Annotated in this window: 1 protein-coding gene; it reads right to left on the bottom strand. The window is 73.6% G+C overall.

The genetic code is table 11. The features are described from left to right. Positions 1-42: 42 nt before the first annotated feature. Positions 43-18,393: a type I polyketide synthase gene (locus tag ACLHRZ_RS03475; protein WP_490416713.1), complete on the bottom strand. Its 18,351-nt coding sequence runs from the start codon at positions 18,391-18,393 to the stop codon at positions 43-45. Positions 18,394-18,432: the final 39 nt, after the last annotated feature.

The raw sequence follows: 18,432 nt of genomic DNA, 5'->3' as shown, positions 1-18,432 counted from the left end.
CCCATCCGTCCTTGGCTGTTGTCGAAGGTAGAGGGCCGAGGACTAGGAATTTTCTAGATCTTGGTCGATCAAGTCGAAGATGTCGTCGATCGTCGCGTCCTCCAGCTTCCGCTGCGCGTCGGCGTCCTTCTCCCCGCGCTCACCTGCGGAGTTGACCAGGGCCAGCAGGTCCTGCAGCCGCTTCCGCACGCCCGACCGGACCGTCTCCCCGTCGACGGCCGTCGAGATGACTGCCTCCAGCCGGTCCAGTTCGCCGAAGACCGAGACCTCCGCCGGACCCGCCTCGCCGGCGAGTTCGGACCGCAGGTACCGGGCGATGGCCTGGGGCGTCGGGTGGTCGAAGACCAGCGTCGCGGGCAGCGTCAGGCCCGTGTCGGCGGTGAGCAGGTTGCGCAGCTCCACCGCGGTCAGCGAGTCGAAGCCGAGGTCCCGGAACGCCAGGTCCGGTTCCACCGCCCCCGAGCCGCTGTGACCGAGGACGGCCGCGGCATGCGCGCACACCGTGTCCACGAGCAGCCGTTCCTGTTCGTCCCCGGCCAGCCCGGAGAGCTTCTCCCGCAGCGCCGACGGTTCCCCCGCCCGCTCGGCGGACTCCTCGGCCAGGACGCTCCTGACCTCGGGCAGGTCGCCCAGCAGGGCGCTCGGCCTGCTGAGGGTGAACGGGACGACGAACCGCTCCCAGTCCACGTCCGCCACGGTGACCGCGGTGTCCCCGCTGCTCAGCACGCCGTGCAGCGCGGAGACCGCCTGCGCCGGGCGCAGCACCGTGAGGCCGCGCAGCCGCAGCCGCTCCTCCTCCGCGGTGTCGACCATGCCGCCCCCGCCCCACGGGCCCCACGCGACCGCGGTCGCGGCGAGGCCGCGGGCCCGCCGGTGCCGGGCGAGGCCGTCGAGGAAGGCGTTGCCGGCCGCGTAGGCGGCCTGGCCGCCGCTGCCCCAGACGCCGGAGATCGAGGAGAAGAGCACGAAGGCGTCCAGCTCCTGATCACCCAGCAGCTCGTCCAGGTGCCGGGCGCCCAGCGCCTTCGCGGCGACCGTGGCCGCGAAGTCCTCCAGGCCGGTCTCGGCGAGCATGCCCGGCTCGGCGGTGCCGGCGGTGTGCACGACGGCGTTCACCGGGTGCTCGGCCAGCAGCGCGGCCACCGCCGCACGATCGGCCACATCACACGCGGCAACCGTCACCCGCGAACCCAGCGCCTCCAGCTCGGACTTCAGATCCGCCGCACCAGGAGCACCGATACCCCGACGACTCGTCAGCACCAGATGCTCCGCACCCGCACCGGCCAGCCACCGCGCCACATGACCACCCAGCGCACCCGTACCACCCGTCACCAGCACCGTGCCCCGCGGCGACCACGCACGGCCGCCCGGTGCATCGGTGGCCCGTGCGAGGCGTCGTACGAACACCCCGGCCGCGCGGATCGCGACCTGGTCCTCGGCCGACTGGCCCAGCATGGCGACGAGCCGCTCCGCGGTCCGGTCGTCGATCCCGGCGGGAAGGTCGATCAGACCGCCCCAGCGCGCGGAGTGCTCCAGCGCGGCCGCCCGGCCGAGGCCCCACACCTGGCACTGGACGGGGTCCGCCAGGTCGTCGTCGGGGCTCACGCCCATCGCGTTCCGGGTCGCGCACCACAGCGGTGCGTCGATGCCCGCGTCGCCGAGCGCCTGCACGAGCAGGACGGACAGGGCGACACCGTTGGCCAGTCCGGCGGTCGGGGCCGGAGAGCCGTCGAGGGCGAGCAGCGAGAGCACGCCCGCGACGGGCTCGTCGCCCGCCGCTTCGGCGAGCAGGCCGGTCAGGTCCTTCCGGCCGGCGGCCGGGTCGACCGGGACCGGCAGCGGGGCGAGGCCCTGGGCCGTCAGCCCGCTCAGGCAGGCGGCGACCCATGCGTCGTCGAGCTGCGCGGCGCCGACGGGGACCAGCCACGTGCCGGTCCGGTGCGTGCCGGTGGGGTCGGAGATCCGCTTCCAGGTGATCCGGTAGCGCAGGGCGTCCGCGGCGGACTGCTCCTTGCGCTGCCGCCGCCATGACGACAGGCGCGGCAGCACGTCGCTGAACGCGTCCTCGGCGCGGATCTCCAGCGTGGCCGCGAGCGAGGCGAAGTCCTCGCGCTCCACGGTCTCCCAGAATTCGGCGTCCACCGGGTCGGCCGCCGTGGCGGCGGGTGCCGCGGCGTCCACCCAGTAGCGCTCGTGCTGGAACGCGTAGGTGGGCAGGTCGGCCTTCCGGGCACCGGAGAAGAACGTCCTCCAGTCCACCGTGCCGCCGTGGGTGTGCAGCTGCGCGAGGGCGGTGGTGAGCGCGTGCCGCTCGGGGCGGTCGTTGCGCAGCACCGGCACCGTGACCGCCTCGTCCAGGCAGCTCTGGGCCATGCCGCTGAGCACGCCGCCGGGGCCGATCTCCACGAAGGTGGTGACGCCCTCGGCGTGCAGCGCCCGGATGCCGTCGGCGAACCGCACGGCGCCCCGGACGTGCTGGACCCAGTAGTCCGCGGTGTACGCGTCCACGAGCCGGCCGGTCACGTTGGAGACGACCGGGATCTGCGGCTCGTTGAAGGTCAGCCCCTTCAGCACGGCCGCGAAGTCGTCCAGCATCGGGTCCATGAGCGGCGAGTGGAACGCGTGGCTGACCTTCAGCCGGGACGTCTTACGGCCCTGCTGAACGAAGAGCTCCGCAATCGCCGTCGCGGCGTCCTCGGCACCCGAAATCACCACGGACTGCGGGCCGTTGATGGCGGCGATACCGACCTCGTCGGTGAGGTGCGGCAGCACCTCGTCCTCGGTGGCCTGCACGGCGATCATCGCGCCACCGGTGGGCAGCGCCTGCATCAGCGCAGCACGCGCCGACACCAGCTTCGCCGCATCAGCCAGCGACAGCACACCCGCCACATGAGCCGCAGCGATCTCACCCACCGAGTGACCGGCCACGTAATCCGGCCGCACACCCCACGACTCCAGCAGCCGGAACAACGCCACCTCGACCGCGAACAGCGCAGGCTGGGTGACTCCCGTCTGGTTCAGTTCCTGCTCCGCATCGACGTCGACCGTCACGTCCAGGTGCGCACACACCTCGTCGTACGCGTCCGCGAACACCGGGAACTCCCGGTACAGCTCTCGTCCCATGCCCAGGCGCTGCGAACCCTGCCCGGAGAAGAGGAAGCCGGTCTTGCCGCCGGCCGAACGCCCCAGCACCACACCGGGCGACGGGTTCCCCGCGGCCAGGTCCTTGAGACCGCGCAGGAAGTCCTCGTGGTTCTCCCCCACGACGGCTGCCCGGTGGCGCAGGGCGGTGCGGGTGGTGGCCAGCGAGAAGCCGACATCGGCCGGTGAGACACCGTCGACGGCGAAGTTCAGCAGGCGTCGTGCCTGGTCGCGCAGCGCCGCACTGCTCTTGGCGGACAGCAGCCACGGCAGGGGGCCGGATGCTGCAGTGCCGGTCTCGTCGGCGGGGGCCGGCGGGGCCTGCTCGATGATGGTGTGGGCGTTGGTGCCGCTGACACCGAAGGACGAGACGGCGGCCCGGCGGGGACGGTCCGACTCCGGCCAGTCGACGGCCTCGGTCAGCAGCCGGACGTCACCGGCCGTCCAGTCCACGTGCGGGGTCGGCTCGTCCACGTGCAGCGTCTGCGGCAGCACACCGTGCTGCATCGCCATGACCATCTTGATGATGCCTGCCACACCCGCAGCAGCCTGCGTGTGACCGATGTTGGACTTCAACGAACCCAGCCACAACGGCTGCCCCTCGGGACGCTCCTGACCGTAGGTCGCCAGCAGCGCCTGCGCCTCGATCGGGTCACCGAGCGTCGTGCCCGTACCGTGCGCCTCGACCACGTCGACGTCGGCGGCGGTGAGGCCGGCGGCGCCGAGGGCCTGGCGGATGACGCGCTGCTGGGCGGGGCCGTTCGGGGCGGTCAGGCCGTTGGACGCGCCGTCCTGGTTGATGGCGGTGCCGCGGACGACCGCGAGGACCTGGTGGCCGTTGCGGCGGGCGTCGGAGAGCCGCTCCACCAGGAGCATGCCGACGCCTTCCGCCCAGCCTGTACCGTCCGCCGCCGAGGCGAACGCCTTGCAGCGGCCGTCGGCGGCCAGGCCCCGCTGGCGGCTGAACTCGATGAAGGCGCGCGGGGTGGACATGACCATCACGCCGCCGGCCAGTGCCATCGTGCACTCGCCGTTGCGCAGTGCCTGGGTCGCCCAGTGCAGGGCCACCAGGGACGACGAGCACGCCGTGTCCACGGTGACCGCCGGGCCTTCGAGACCGAAGCTGTAGGCGATGCGGCCGGACATGATGCTCGCGGAGTTGCCGGTGCCGAAGAAGCCCTCGGAGTCGTCGACGGCGTTGAACGCCTGTGCCGCGTAGTCCTGGTAGCCGGATCCGACGAAGACGCCCGTCCGGGTGCCGCGCACCGACTCCGCGTCGATGCCGGCCCGTTCGAAGGTCTCCCACGTGGTCTCCAGCAGCAGCCGCTGCTGGGGGTCCATGGCCGTGGCCTCGCGCGGGCTGATCCCGAAGAACGCGGGGTCGAACTCCCCGGCCTCGTACAGGAATCCGCCGTGTCGCGTGTAGGTCTTGCCGGTTGCGTCCGGGTCCGGGTCGTAGATGCCGTCCAGGTCCCAGCCGCGGTCCGCCGGGAACTCCCCGACGGCGTCGCTGCCGGAGGCCACGAGCCGCCAGAGGTCCTCGGGCGAGCGGACGCCGCCCGGGTACCGGCAGGCCATCCCCACGATGGCGATCGGGTCGTCGTCCGCGGCCGCCGCGGTGACCACGTCGGGCGCGGCCGCGGCGGTGCGGCCGGTGAGCTCGGTGCGCAGTTGACGGGCGAGCGCGTGGGCGTTCGGGTAGTCGAAGACGAGCGTGGGGGGCAGGGCGAGGCCGGTCTCGGTGTTGAGCTTGTTGCGCAGTTCGACGGCGGTGAGCGAGTCGAAGCCGAGATCCTTGAACGCCCGGTCGGCCTCGACCTCACCGGCGCCGCTGTGGCCGAGCACGGCCGCCGCGTGCGTGCGGACGAGATCGACGAGCAGCGTGTGCTGTTCGGCCTCGGGCATCCCGGCGAGCCGGGCGGCGAGCGGCGAGGTGGCAGTCTCCTCGGTCCGGCCGCCGGTGCTCAGGGCCCGCTCGGTCTCGGGGAGTTCGCCGAGCAGTGCGCTCGGGCGTCCCACGGTGAACGGGGTGATGAACCGTTCCCAGTCGATGTCGGCCACGGTCACGGTCGTCTCGCCGGAGTCCAGGGCCTGCCGGAGGCCGGACACCGCGAGGGCGGCGGGCATCGGGATCAGGCCGCGGCGGCGCAGGCGTTCGTCGGCGCCCTCGCTCTCGGCCATGCCGCCGCCGGCCCAGGGGCCCCAGGCCACGGCGGTCGCGGCCAGGCCGTGCGCACGGCGGCGTTCGGCGAGGCCGTCGAGCACGGCGTTGGCGGCGGCGTAGGCGGCCTGGTGGCCGCTGCCCCACACGCCGGCGATGGAGGAGAAGAGGACGAAGGCGTCCAGCTCCTGGCCCGCGAGCAGTTCGTCGAGGTGGACCGCGCCGGCCGCCTTGGCGGCCAGCCCGTCGGCGAAGGAGCCGAGCGTCATGCTCTCGAAGGGTTCCAGGTGGTCCACGCCGGCGGTGTGCACGACGGCGTTCACCGGGTGCTCGGCCAGCAGCGCGGCCACCGCCGCACGATCGGCCACATCACACGCGGCAACCGTCACCCGCGAACCCAGCGCCTCCAGCTCGGACTTCAGATCCGCCGCACCAGGAGCACCGATACCCCGACGACTCGTCAGCACCAGATGCTCCGCACCCGCACCGGCCAGCCACCGCGCCACATGACCACCCAGCGCACCCGTACCACCCGTCACCAGCACCGTGCCCCGCGGCGACCACGCACGGCCGGTGCGGCCGGCAGGGGCGTGGGAGAGGCGGCGTCCGAAGACGCCCCGGGCGCGGATCGCGACCTGGTCCTCGGCCGACTGGCCGAGCACCGCGGCGAGGCGGCCGGTGACCCGCTCGTCGAGCGTCTCCGGGAGGTCGACGAGACCTCCCCAGCGCCGTGAGTGCTCCAGCGCAGCGACCCGGCCGAGTCCCCAGACGGCGTTCTGGACGGCGCTCGGTGCGGTGTCCGAACGGCCGGTGGACATGGCCGACTTGGTCAGCGCCCACAGCGGGGCGTCGATGCCCGCGTCGCCGAGCGCCTGCACGAGGGTGATGGACAGCGCGGTGCCCACGGAGACGGCCGGGTGCTCGGGGTGGGGCTGCTCGTCGATGCCGAGCAGGGAGATCACGCCCTCGACCGGGGTCTCCCGGACGGCAGCTTCGATCTGCTGCTGCAGGGTGCCGCGGTCGGCGGCCGGGTCGACCGTCACCGGGACCAGCCGGGCGCCGCGGGCCGTGAGCCCGTCGCCAATGGCGGCGGTCCACTCGGTCTCCTCGGCGGCCAGGAACAGCCAGTGGCCGGACAGTTCACCGTTCCAGCGGCCGGTCAGCGGCTTCCAGCCGACGCGGTAGGACCAGCCGTCCACGACGGATTCCTCGCGCCGCCGGCGGCGCCACGCGGACAGCCGGGGCAGCACCGCGTCCAGCTGCTCGGCGGGCAGGCCGAGCGTGGCGGCGAGGGACTGGGCGTCCTCGCGCTCCACCGTCTCCCAGAACCCGGCCTCGACGGGGTCGGTGCCCGTGGCGGCGGTGGGGGCGGTGGTCTCCAGCCAGTACCGCTGGTGCTGGAAGGCGTAGGTGGGCAGGTCCACGCGCCGGGCGGCGCGGCCGGCGAAGAAGGCGTGCCAGTCGACGGGGACGCCGTGCACGTGGGCCTGCGCAACGGCGCCGGTGATCGCCTCGGGTTCCGGTGCGTCCGCCCGGACGGCCGGGACGGTGATCGCGCCGTCCAGGCAGCCCTGGGCCATGGCGCTCAGCACGCCGCCGGGGCCGACCTCCACGAACCGGGTCACGCCCATCTCGTCCAGGGTCCGGATGCCGTCGGCGAAGCGCACGGCCTCGCGGACGTGCCGCACCCAGTACTCGGCGGTGTACATGTCGACGAGCCGGCCGGTCACGTTGGAGACGACCGGGATGCGCGGCTTCTCGAAGTGCAGGCCTTCGACGACGCGGGCGAACTCTTCCAGCATCGGGTCCATCAGCGGCGAGTGGAACGCGTGACTCACCTTCAGCCGGGACGTCTTACGACCCTGCTCGGCGAAGACCTCCGCGATGACCTCCACCGCATCCTCGGCACCCGAAACCACCACGGACTGCGGCCCGTTGACCGCCGCGATGCTCACCTGGTCGGTGAGGTGCGGCAGGACCTCGTCCTCGGTGGCCTGCACGGCGATCATCGCGCCACCGGCGGGCAGCGCCTGCATCAGCGCGGCACGCGCCGACACCAGCTTCGCCGCATCCGCCAGCGACAGCACACCCGCCACATGGGCCGCGGCGATCTCGCCCACGGAGTGACCCGCCAGGCAGTCGGGCCGGATGCCCCACGACTCCAGCAGGCGGTGGATCGCGACCTCGATCGCGAACAGCGCGGGCTGCGTGAAGACCGTGCGGTTCAGCTCGTCGGCGTCCTCGCCGAAGACCACGTCGCGCAGCGGCCGTTCGAGGTGCCGGTCGAGGTGGGCGCACACCTGGTCGTACGCCTCCGCGAAGACCGGGAACGCCTCGTACAGCTCCCGGCCCATGCCGATGCGCTGCGAGCCCTGGCCGGAGAAGAGGAAGCCGACCTGGCCGGCGTCCGCGCGGCCGAGCACGAGACCGGGAGCGGGCGTACCCGACACCAGGGCCCGCAGGCCGCCGAGGAGCCGGTCGCGGTCGCCGCCGGTCACGGCGGCGCGGTGCTCCAGTCCGGCCCGGGTGGTGGCCAGCGAGAAGCCGACGCCGGCGAGGGACAGGTCGTCCGCCTGCGCGGCGAGGGACAGCAGGCGCTCGGCCTGGGCCCGCAGAGCCGCCTCGGACTTGCCGGACAGCACCCACGGGACGGTCGCCGAGGCGACCTCGGCCGGTGCGACGGCGGCCGGTTCGGCCGCCGGGGCCTGCTCGATGATGGTGTGCGCGTTGGTGCCGCTGACGCCGAAGGACGAGACGGCCGCCCGGCGCGGGTGGTCCGACTCCGGCCATTCCACGGCCTCGTTCAGCAGCCGCACCGCGCCCGCGGACCAGTCCACGTGCGGGGTCGGCTCGTCCGCGTGCAGGGTGCGCGGCAGCAGACCGTGCTGCATCGCCATCACCATCTTGATCACGCCGGCGACGCCGGAGGCGGCCTGGGCGTGACCGATGTTGGACTTCAACGAGCCCAGCCACAGCGGCTGTTCCCCGGTGCGGCTCTGGCCGTAGGTGGCGATGAGGGCCTGCGCCTCGATGGGGTCGCCCAGCGCGGTGCCCGTGCCGTGCGCCTCCACGGCGTCCACGTCGGCCTCGGTGAGCCCGGCGGAGGCCAGCGCCTGGCGGATGACCCGCTGCTGCGCCGGACCGTTCGGTGCCGTCAGGCCGTTGGAGGCGCCGTCCTGGTTGACCGCGCTGCCCCGCACCACCGCGAGGACGTCGTGGCCGTTGCGCACGGCGTCGCTGAGCCGCTCGACGAGCACCACGCCCGCGCCCTCGGCCCAGCCGGTGCCGTCCGCGCCGGCGCCGAACGCCTTGCAGCGGCCGTCGGGCGAGAGCCCGCGCTGCCGGCTGAACTCCACGAACGCGGCCGGTACGGCCATGACGTTCACACCGCCCGCGACGGCCATCGTGCTCTCGCCGTTGCGCAGCGACTGGATGGCCAGGTGCAGGGCGACCAGCGAGGACGAGCACGCCGTGTCCACGGTGACCGCCGGCCCCTCCAGGCCGAACGAGTAGGCCACGCGCCCGGAGACGACGCTCGCGGCGCTGCCGGTGAGCAGATGGCCCTCGACGCCCTCGGGCACATTCGAGAGGCCGGCGCCGTAGCCCTGGAAGGACATGCCGACGAAAACGCCCGTGCGGCTGCCCTTCAGCGAGGACGGGTCGATGCCCGCGCGCTCGAAGGCCTCCCACGTGGTCTCCAGCAGCAGCCGCTGCTGCGGGTCCATCGCCAGCGCCTCGCGCGGCGAGATGCCGAACAGTGCGGCGTCGAAGTCGCCCGCGTCGTAGAGGAATCCGCCGTCGCGCGCGTACGTCTTGCCCGGGGTGCCCGGGTCGGGGTCGTAGAGGCCCTCGACGTCCCAGCCGCGGTCCTCGGGGAAGCCGGAGACCGCGTCGCCGCCGGACAGCACGAGCTGCCACAGGTCCTCGGGCGAACCGACGCCGCCGGGAAGGCGGCAGCTCATCGCCACGATCGCGATCGGCTCGTCGGCCTCGGCCGTCCGCTCCACCGGCAGTGCGGCGGACCGGGCGCCGAGCAGTTCGGCGCGCAGGAACAGGGCCAGGGAGGTGGCGTTGGGGTAGTCGAAGACGAGCGTGGTGGGCAGCTTCAGGCCGGTGTCGGCCGTGAGCCGGTTGCGCAGCTCGACGGCGGTGAGCGAGTCGAAGCCGAGGTCCTTGAAGGCCCGTTCCGCTTCCACCGCCGCGGCACCGGCGTGGCCGAGCACGGCGGCGGCGTGGGTGCGGACCAGGTCCACCAGGGTGCGCTCCTGCTCGCCGGCCGACAGTGCGGCCAGCTCCGCCGCCAGCGCGTTGCCGGCCGCGGCGCCGTCGGAGGGCCCGCCCTCCAGCGCGCGGCGCGCCTCGGGCACGTCGGACAGCAGGGCGCTCGGGCGGCCGACGGTGAACGGTCCGATGAACCGCTCCCAGTCGAAGTCGGCCACGGTCACGGCCGTTTCGTCGGCAGACAGGGCCTGTGCCAGCGCGCTGATCGCGAGTGCGGGCTGCATGGGCGGCAGGCCGCGGCGGCGCAGCATCTCCTCGCCGTCGCCGACGCCGGCCATGCCGCCCTCGGCCCAGCCGCCCCAGGAGACGGCGAGCGCGGTGCGCCCGCGTGCCCGCCGGTACTCGGCCAGGCCGTCCAGGTAGGCGTTGGCCGCCGAGTAGGCGCTCTGGCCGGCGCCGCCCCAGATGCCAGCGCCGGAGGAGAACAGGACGAACGCGTCCAGCTCCTGGTCGGCCAGCAGTTCGTCCAGGTACGTCGCGCCCGCGGCCTTCGCCGAGAGCGTGCCGGCGAACCCGGCCGGGTCGGTGTCGGCGATCATCACGTGGTCGCCGACGCCTGCGGCGTGGACGACGGCGTTGACGGGGTGCGCGGCCAGCACGGCCTGCAGGGCGTCCCGGTCGGCCGCGTCACAGGCCACGACGGTGGCGGTGGCGCCGAGCTCCTCCAGCTCCGCGACGAGTTCGGCGGCTCCCGGCGCGGCCGGGCCGCGACGGCTGGTGAGCACGAGGTGCTCGGCGCCGTTGCCCGCCAGCCAGCGGGCGACGTGCCCGCCCAGCGCACCCGTACCACCGGTGATCAGCACGGTGCCGCGCGGCGACCACTGCTGCTCGGACCCGGTGGCGCCGACGGCCCGCACCAGCCGGCGTCCGAAGACGCCCGAGGCGCGCACCGCCACCTGGTCCTCGGCCGACTGCCCCAGGACGGCGACCACACGGGCCGCCGTACGGGCGTCCAGCTGCTCGGGAAGGTCGAGCAGACCGCCCCAGCGCTGCGGGTACTCCAGGGCGGCCGCCCGGCCGAAGCCCCACACCTGCGACTGCACGGGGTGCTCCACGCGGTCCGAGCGGCCGGTGGTCACCGCGCCCCGGGTGGCGCACCACAGCGGCGCGTCGATGCCCGCGTCGCCGAGCGCCTGCACCAGCAGGAGGGTCGAGGCGAGGCCGTGCGACAGGCCGGGGTGACCGGCTGAGTCGGCGCCGTCCTCGGCCAGCAGGGACAGCACACCGGCCACCGGGCCGACGCCGGCCAGCTCAGCGGCCAGCGACGCGCGGTCGGTGCCCGGCCCGGCGACGAGCGTCACCAGGTCGAGGCCGCGCTCGCCGAGCGCGGTGCGGACCGAGGCGGTCCACTCGCTCTCCGCGGCCACCACGAGCAGCCAGGTCCCCGACGCGCCGCCCTCCGGGAGCGCACCGAGCGGCTTCCACGTGACGTGGTACCGCCAGCCGTCGACCACGGACTGCTCGCGGCGCTGCCGCCGCCACGCGGACAGCCGGGGCAGGATCGCGCTCAGCGATTCGTCCGTGCCGACGCCCAGGGTCGCGGCGAGGGACTCCGCGTCCTCCCGCTCGACGGTGTCCCAGAACCCGGAGTCCATGGCGTCCGCCGGGATGCCGGCGGCGTCCAGCTCCTCCCCTTCCAGCCAGTAGCGCTCGCGCTGGAAGGCGTAGGTGGGCAGGTCGACGCGGTGGGCGCCGGGGAAGAACTCCAGCCAGTCCAAGGAGGCGCCGTGCGCGTGCAGTTCGGCGAGCGCGGCGGTGATCGCCTGTCGCTCGGGGCGGTCGGCGCGCAGGACGGGGACGGTGAGGGCGCCGTCGAGGCAGCCCTGCGTCATGCCGCTGAGCACACCGCCGGGGCCGATCTCCACGAAGGTGGACACACCAAGGTCGTGCAGGGTCTGCACGCCGTCGGCAAAACGGACGGCCTCGCGGACGTGACGGACCCAGTACTCGGCGGTGTACGGCTCCGCCAGCTCGCCGGTCAGGTTCGAAACGACCGGGATCTGCGGCTCGTTGAAGGACAGACCGTTCAGCACTGCCGCGAAGTCGTCCAGCATCGGGTCCATCAGCGGCGAGTGGAACGCGTGACTCACTTTCAGCCGCGACGTCTTACGACCCTGCTCGGCGAAGACCGCCGCAATGGCCGTCACCGCGTCCTCGGCACCGGAAACCACCACGGACCGCGGGCCGTTGACGGCCGCGATACCCACCCCGTCGGTGAGGTGCGGCAGAACCTCTTCTTCCGTGGCCTGCACAGCCACCATCGCGCCACCGGTGGGCAGCGCCTGCATCAGCGCAGCACGCGCCGACACCAGCTTCGCCGCATCGGCCAGCGACAGCACACCCGCCACATGAGCCGCAGCAATCTCGCCCACCGAGTGACCCGCGACGTAGTCGGGCCGGATGCCCCACGACTCCAGCAGCCGGAACAGCGCCACCTCGACCGCGAACAGCGCAGGCTGCGTGCACCCGGTCTCGTTCAGCGACTCGGCATCGACATCGACCGGCGCATCCAGGTGCGCACACACCTCGTCGTACGCGTCCGCGAACACCGGGAACTCCCGGTACAACTCCCGTCCCATGCCCAGGCGCTGCGAACCCTGCCCGGAGAAGAGGAAGCCGGTCCTGCTCCCCGAACGGGCCCGTCCCAGCACCACGTTCGCCGCCGGCTCACCGGCCGCGAGGGCGGCCAGCGCCTGCCGGAGCTCGTCCGGGTGCTGCGCCACAAGCACGGCGCGGTCCTCGAACGCCTCGCGGGAGGCGAGCGAGAGGCCGATGTCGGTGGCGGCCCAACCGTCCTGCGTGTCGAGGTGGTCGGCCAGCCGGGCCGCCTGCGCGCGCAGGGCCGGCTCGCCCTTGCCCGACAGCACCCACGGCACGACCGCGCCGGAGTCCGGCGTGGCGGGAAGCTCCGCCGGTGCGGGGGCCTGCTCGATGATGGTGTGCGCGTTGGTGCCGCTGACACCGAAGGACGAGATACCCGCCCGGCGGGGACGGTCCGCCTCCGGCCAGTCCACGGCCTCGGTCAGCAGCTGCACCGCACCGGCCGACCAGTCCACGTGCGGCGTCGGCTCGTCCACATGCAGCGTCTGCGGCAGCACACCGTGCTGCATCGCCATGACCATCTTGATGATGCCGGCCACACCCGCAGCAGCCTGCGTGTGACCGATGTTGGACTTCAACGAACCCAGCCACAGCGGCTGTTCGCGGTCCTTGCCGTAAGTCGCCAGCAGCGCCTGCGCCTCGATCGGGTCACCGAGCGTCGTACCCGTACCGTGCGCCTCCACCACGTCCACGTCGGTGGACGCGAGCCCGGCGGATGCGAGGGCCTCCCGGATGACCCGCTGCTGGGCCGGACCGTTCGGAGCGGTCAGGCCGTTCGAGGCACCGTCCTGGTTCACCGCGCTGCCGCGGACCACGGCCAGCACCTGGTGGCCGTTGCGCACGGCGTCGCTGAGGCGCTCGACGAGGATCATGCCCGAGCCCTCGGACCAGCCCGTACCGTCCGCACCGGCGGCGAACGCCTTGCAGCGTCCGTCGGCGGACAGACCGCGCTGGCGGCTGAACTCCACGAACACCGTGGGGCTGGCCATCACGGTGACGCCACCGGCAAGCGCCATCGTGCACTCACCGTTGCGCAGCGACTGAATGGCCAGGTGCAGCGCGACGAGCGACGACGAGCAGGCCGTGTCGATCGTGACCGCCGGGCCCTCCAGGCCGAAGGTGTAGGCCACCCGTCCGGAGACGACGCTGGACGCGCCGCCGACCAGCCGGTGTCCTTCGACGCCCTCCGGCGTGCGGCGCACGTCGGCGCCGTACCCCTGGTAGGCCATGCCGACGAACACGCCGGTGCGGCTGCCCCGCACCTGTGCGGGGGTCAGGCCGGCGCGCTCGAAGACCTCCCACGAGGTCTCCAGCAGCACCCGCTGCTGCGGGTCCATCGCCAGCGCCTCGCGCGGCGAGATGCCGAAGAAGGCGGCGTCGAAGTCGGTGGCGTCGTAGAGGAAGCCGCCGTCGCGCGCGTACGTCTTGCCGACGCGCTCGGGGTCGGGGTCGTAGAGGTTGTCGGTGTCCCAGCCGCGGTTGGCCGGGAACTCCGAGATGGCGTCGCCGCCGGAGACCACGAGGTCCCACAGCTGCTCGGGCGAGTCGACCCCGCCGGGCAGGTGGCAGCTCATCGCCACGATGGCGATGGGCTCGTCGTCGGCAGCGGCCGTCCGCCCCGCCGGCAGTGCGGCGGCGGCCTGCGCGCCGAGCAGTTCGCTCTGCAGGAAGTGGGCGAGGGCAGCGGCGTTGGGATAGTCGAAGACCAGGGTGGGCGGCAGGGCGAGGCCGGTCGCGGTGTTGATCCTGTTGCGGAGTTCGACGGCGGTCAGCGAGTCGAAGCCGAGGTCCTTGAACGCCCGGTCCGGCTCCACGTCCGCTGCCGAGGCGTGTCCCAGCACGGCCGCGACCTGTGCGCGGACCAGGCCGAGCAGGGTCTCCGCGCGCTCGGCCTCCGGCAGTCCGGCCAGCTGGGCCACCAGCGGCGCGGCACCGGTGGTGTCGTCGGCCGCCGCTGCGGCACCGGCGCGGCGCACCTCGGGCAGCTCGGACAGCAGGGGGCTCGGGCGGCTCAGCGTGAACGGCCCGATGAACCGCTCCCAGTCCATGTCGGCCACGACGACGGCGGTTTCGTCGCAGTCCAGCGCGCGCTGCACCGCGGAGACGGCGAGCGCGGCGGGCAGGGTGACGACGCCGCGGCGGCGCAGCTGCTCCTCGTCGTCGCTGGTGACCATGCCGCCGTCGGCCCAGGGGCCCCAGGCGATGGCGGTGGCGGTCAGGCCCTTGGCCCTCCGCTGTGCGGCGAGCCCGTCGAGGTGGGCGTTGGCGGCCGCGTAGGCGGTCTGCAGGCCGCTGCCCCACACGCCGGCGATCGAGGAGAAGAGGACGAAGGCGTCCAGCTCCTGCTCGCCCAGCAGTTCGTCCAGGTGCGTGGCGCCGCCGGTCTTCGCCGCCATCGTGCGGGCGAAGTCGGCCTGGGTCAGCTCGCCGAACGGGGCGAACTGCTCCACGCCCGCCGCGTGGAACACGGCGGTGAAGGTGTGCTCCGCAAGCAGCCCGGCCACCGCGTCGCGGTCGGCGACGTCGCACGCCGCGAGGGTGACGGACGCGCCCGACTCCTCCAGTTCTGCCTTCAGTTCGGCGGCACCGGGCGCGTCTGCGCCGCGCCGGCCGGCGAGCACCAGGTGCTCGGCGCCGTTGCCGGCCAGCCAGCGGGCGACGTGGCCGCCCAGCGCACCGGTACCACCGGTGATCAGCACCGTGCCGCGCGGCGACCACGGGCGGCCGGTGCCGCTCTGGGCGTGGGTCAGCCGTGCGGCGAACACGCCGGACGTGCGGACCGCGACCTGGTCCTCGGCCGACCCGGCGGCCTGGTCCAGGACGGCGGCGATACGGCCTGCGGCGCGCTCGTCGACGGTCTCGGGCAGGTCGATCAGCCCGCCCCAGCGCTGCGGCTGTTCGAGGGCCAGGGCCCGGCCGAAGCCCCACACCTGGTTCTGCACCGCGCTGAGCGGCGCGTCGTCCGAACGGCCGGTGGCCGCCGCGCCCCGGGTGGCGCACCACAGGGGCGCGTCGATGCCCGCGTCGCCGAGCGCCTGGGTCAGCGCCACGGTCCGGGCGAGCCCCCGGGAGACCGCGGGGTGCTCGGGCGAGGCGCTCTCGTCGACTGCGAGCAGCGACAGCACGCCCGTCACCGGCTCGATGTCGGCGAGTCGGGCGGCCAGGGACTGCCGGTCGACGTCCGCGCCGACCGGCAGCGGGATCAGGTGGGCGCCGCGCCCGGCGAGCGCCGCGCGGACCGTCTCGGCCCACGCGTCGCCCTCGGGCGCCACGAAGAGCCACGTGCCGGACAACTCCGCGGCGGGCAGGCCGCTGAGCGGCTGCCAGACCGAGCGGTAGCGCCAGCCGTCCACGACGGACTGCTCCTTGCGCTGCCGCCGCCATGCGGACAGCTTCGGGACCACGACGTCCAGCTCTTCGGCGCTCAGCCCCAGCGTGGCGGCGAGCGACTGGACGTCCTCGCGCTCGACGCCCGCCCAGAACTCGGCGTCGACCGCGTCCACGACGGCCGCCTCGGCGTCGGGCTTCTCCATCCAGAAGCGCTGCTGCTGGAAGGCGTAGGTGGGCAGGTCGGTCTTCCGCGCACCCGGGAAGAGCGCCTGCCAGTTCAGGGGAACGCCGTGCACGTGCAGTTCGGCGAGCGCGGCGGTGATCGCCTGCTGCTCGGGGCGGTCGGCGCGCAGGACGGGGACGGTGACGGCGTCGTCGACGCAGCCCTGCGTCATGCCGCTGAGGACGCCGCCGGGGCCGATCTCGACGAAGGTGGACACGCCGAGGCCGTGCAGGGTCTGCACGCCGTCGGCGAAACGGACCGCTTCGCGGACGTGCCGCACCCAGTACTCGGCCGTGTACGACTCCGCCAGCACGCCGGTGAGGTTGGACACCACCGGGATCTGCGGCTCGTTGAACGTCAGGCCGCGCACGACGGCGGCGAAGTCGTCCAGCATCGGATCCATCAGCGGCGAGTGGAACGCGTGACTCACCTTCAGCCGCGACGTCTTACGACCCTGCTCGGCGAAGACCGCCGCAATGGCCGTCACCGCGTCCTCGGCACCGGAAACCACCACGGACCGCGGGCCGTTGACGGCCGCGATACCCACCCCGTCGGTGAGGTGCGGCAGAACTTCCTCTTCCGTCGCCTGGACGGCCACCATCGCACCGCCCGCAGGCAGCGCCTGCATCAACGCAGCACGGGCGGACACCAGCTTCGCCGCATCCTCAAGCGACAGCACACCCGCCACATGAGCCGCAGCAATCTCACCCACCGAGTGACCGGCCACGTAATCCGGCCGCACACCCCACGACTCCAGCAGCCGGAACAACGCCACCTCGACCGCGAACAACGCAGGCTGCGTCATACCCGTCCGGTGCAGCTCCTCCGAGTCGACGTCCAGCGTCACCCCGAGCTGCGCACACACCTCGTCGTACGCCGCCGCGAACACCGGATACGCCGCATGCAACTCCCGCCCCATGCCCAGGCGCTGCGAACCCTGCCCGGAGAACAGGAAGCCGACCTTGCCACCGAGGCGGGCCGCTCCCTCGGCCACGGAGGCGGAGGGGGTGCCGGAGGCCAAGGCCCGTACGCCCTCGGTGAGTTCCTCCAGGGTCTCGCCGACGACGGCCGCGCGGCGGTCCCAGGCGGCACGCGTGGTGGCGAGGGAGAAGCCGACGTCGGCCGGGGACAGGCCGGGCGTGCTCTCCATGAACGACAGCAGCCGCTCCGCCTGCGCCCGCAGGGCCGCCGCACTCTTCGCAGACAGCACCCACGCCAACGGCCCGGCGGCAGGGGCCTCTTGCGGCTCCTCGCCCGGCTCCTCCTCCAGCGGCGGGGCCTGCTCGATGATGGTGTGCGCGTTGGTGCCGCTGACGCCGAAGGACGAGACGGCCGCCCGGCGCGGGTGGTCCGTCTCCGGCCACCGGACGGTCTCGGTCAGCAGCCGGACGCCGCCGGCCGACCAGTCGACCTGCGCGGTCGGCTCGTCCACGTGCAGCGTCTGCGGCAGCATGCCGTGCCGCATGGCCATCACCATCTTGATCACACCGGCGACGCCGGAAGCCGCCTGGGTGTGACCGATGTTGGACTTGACCGAGCCCAGCCACAGCGGCTCGTCCCCGGGGTGCTCCTGGCCGTAGGTGGCGAGCAGGGCCTCCGCCTCGATCGGGTCGCCGAGGGTGGTGCCCGTGCCGTGCGCTTCGACCGCGTCGATCTGGGAGGCGGTGAGCCGTGCGTTCTCCAGGGCCTGCTGGATCACCCGCACCTGCGACGGACCGTTCGGCGCGGTCAGGCCGTTGGAGGCACCGTCCTGGTTCACGGCGCTGCCGCGGACGACGGCGAGCACGTCGTGGCCGAGCCGGCGGGCGTCGGACAGGCGCTCCAGCAGGAGCACGCCGACGCCCTCGGACATGGCCGTGCCGTCGGCGGTCGAGGAGAACGCGCGGATGCGGCCGTCGGGCGACAGGCCGCGCTGTGCGCTGAACGCGAGGAACGTGTTCGGCGTGGCCATGACGGTCACACCGCCGGCCAGCGCCAGCGAGCACTCGCCCTGGCGCAGCGCCTGGGCGGCCAGGTGCAGGGCCACCAGCGAGGACGAGCAGGCGGTGTCCACGGTGACGGCCGGGCCTTCGAGGCCGAACGTGTAGGAGATGCGGCCGGAGACGACGGCCGCGGTGTTGGCGGTGACGAGGTGGGCCTCGACGTCCTCGTCGCCCTGCCGCTGGAGGTAGGCGTGGTCCTGGCCGTTGGTGCCGACGAACACGCCGGTCCGGGTGCCGTGGGCGGCGGCGGGGTCGATGCCCGCGCGCTCGAAGGCCTCCCAGGAGGTCTCCAGCAGCAGCCGCTGCTGCGGGTCCATGGCGAGGGCCTCGCGGGGGGAGATCCCGAAGAACGCGGGGTCGAAATCGGCCGCGTCGTGCAGGAAGCCGCCGTCGCGCACGTAGGTCCGGCCCGTCCGGCCGGGTTCGGGGTCGTAGAGCGCGTCCATGTCCCAGCCGCGGTCGGCGGGGAACGCCGTCACGGCGTCGCCGCCCGAGGAGACGAGCCGCCACAGGTCCTCGGGCGAGCCGACCCCGCCCGGGTAGCGGCAGGACATCCCGACGATGGCGATGGGCTCGGTGTCCTTCGCCTCCAGCTCACCCAACTGCCTGCGGGTCTGGCGCAGGTCCACCATCACGCGCTTGAGGTAGTCCCTGAGCTTGTCGTCGTTCGACATGTGTTTTACGTCCTCGATCTGCAGTGCGTGAGAGGGAGA

The sequence above is a fragment of the Streptomyces sp. AM25 genome (genome assembly GCF_058146165.1).
The sequence above is the reverse complement of the archived record's forward strand: the minus strand, read 5'-3'. Positions and strand labels throughout refer to the sequence as shown.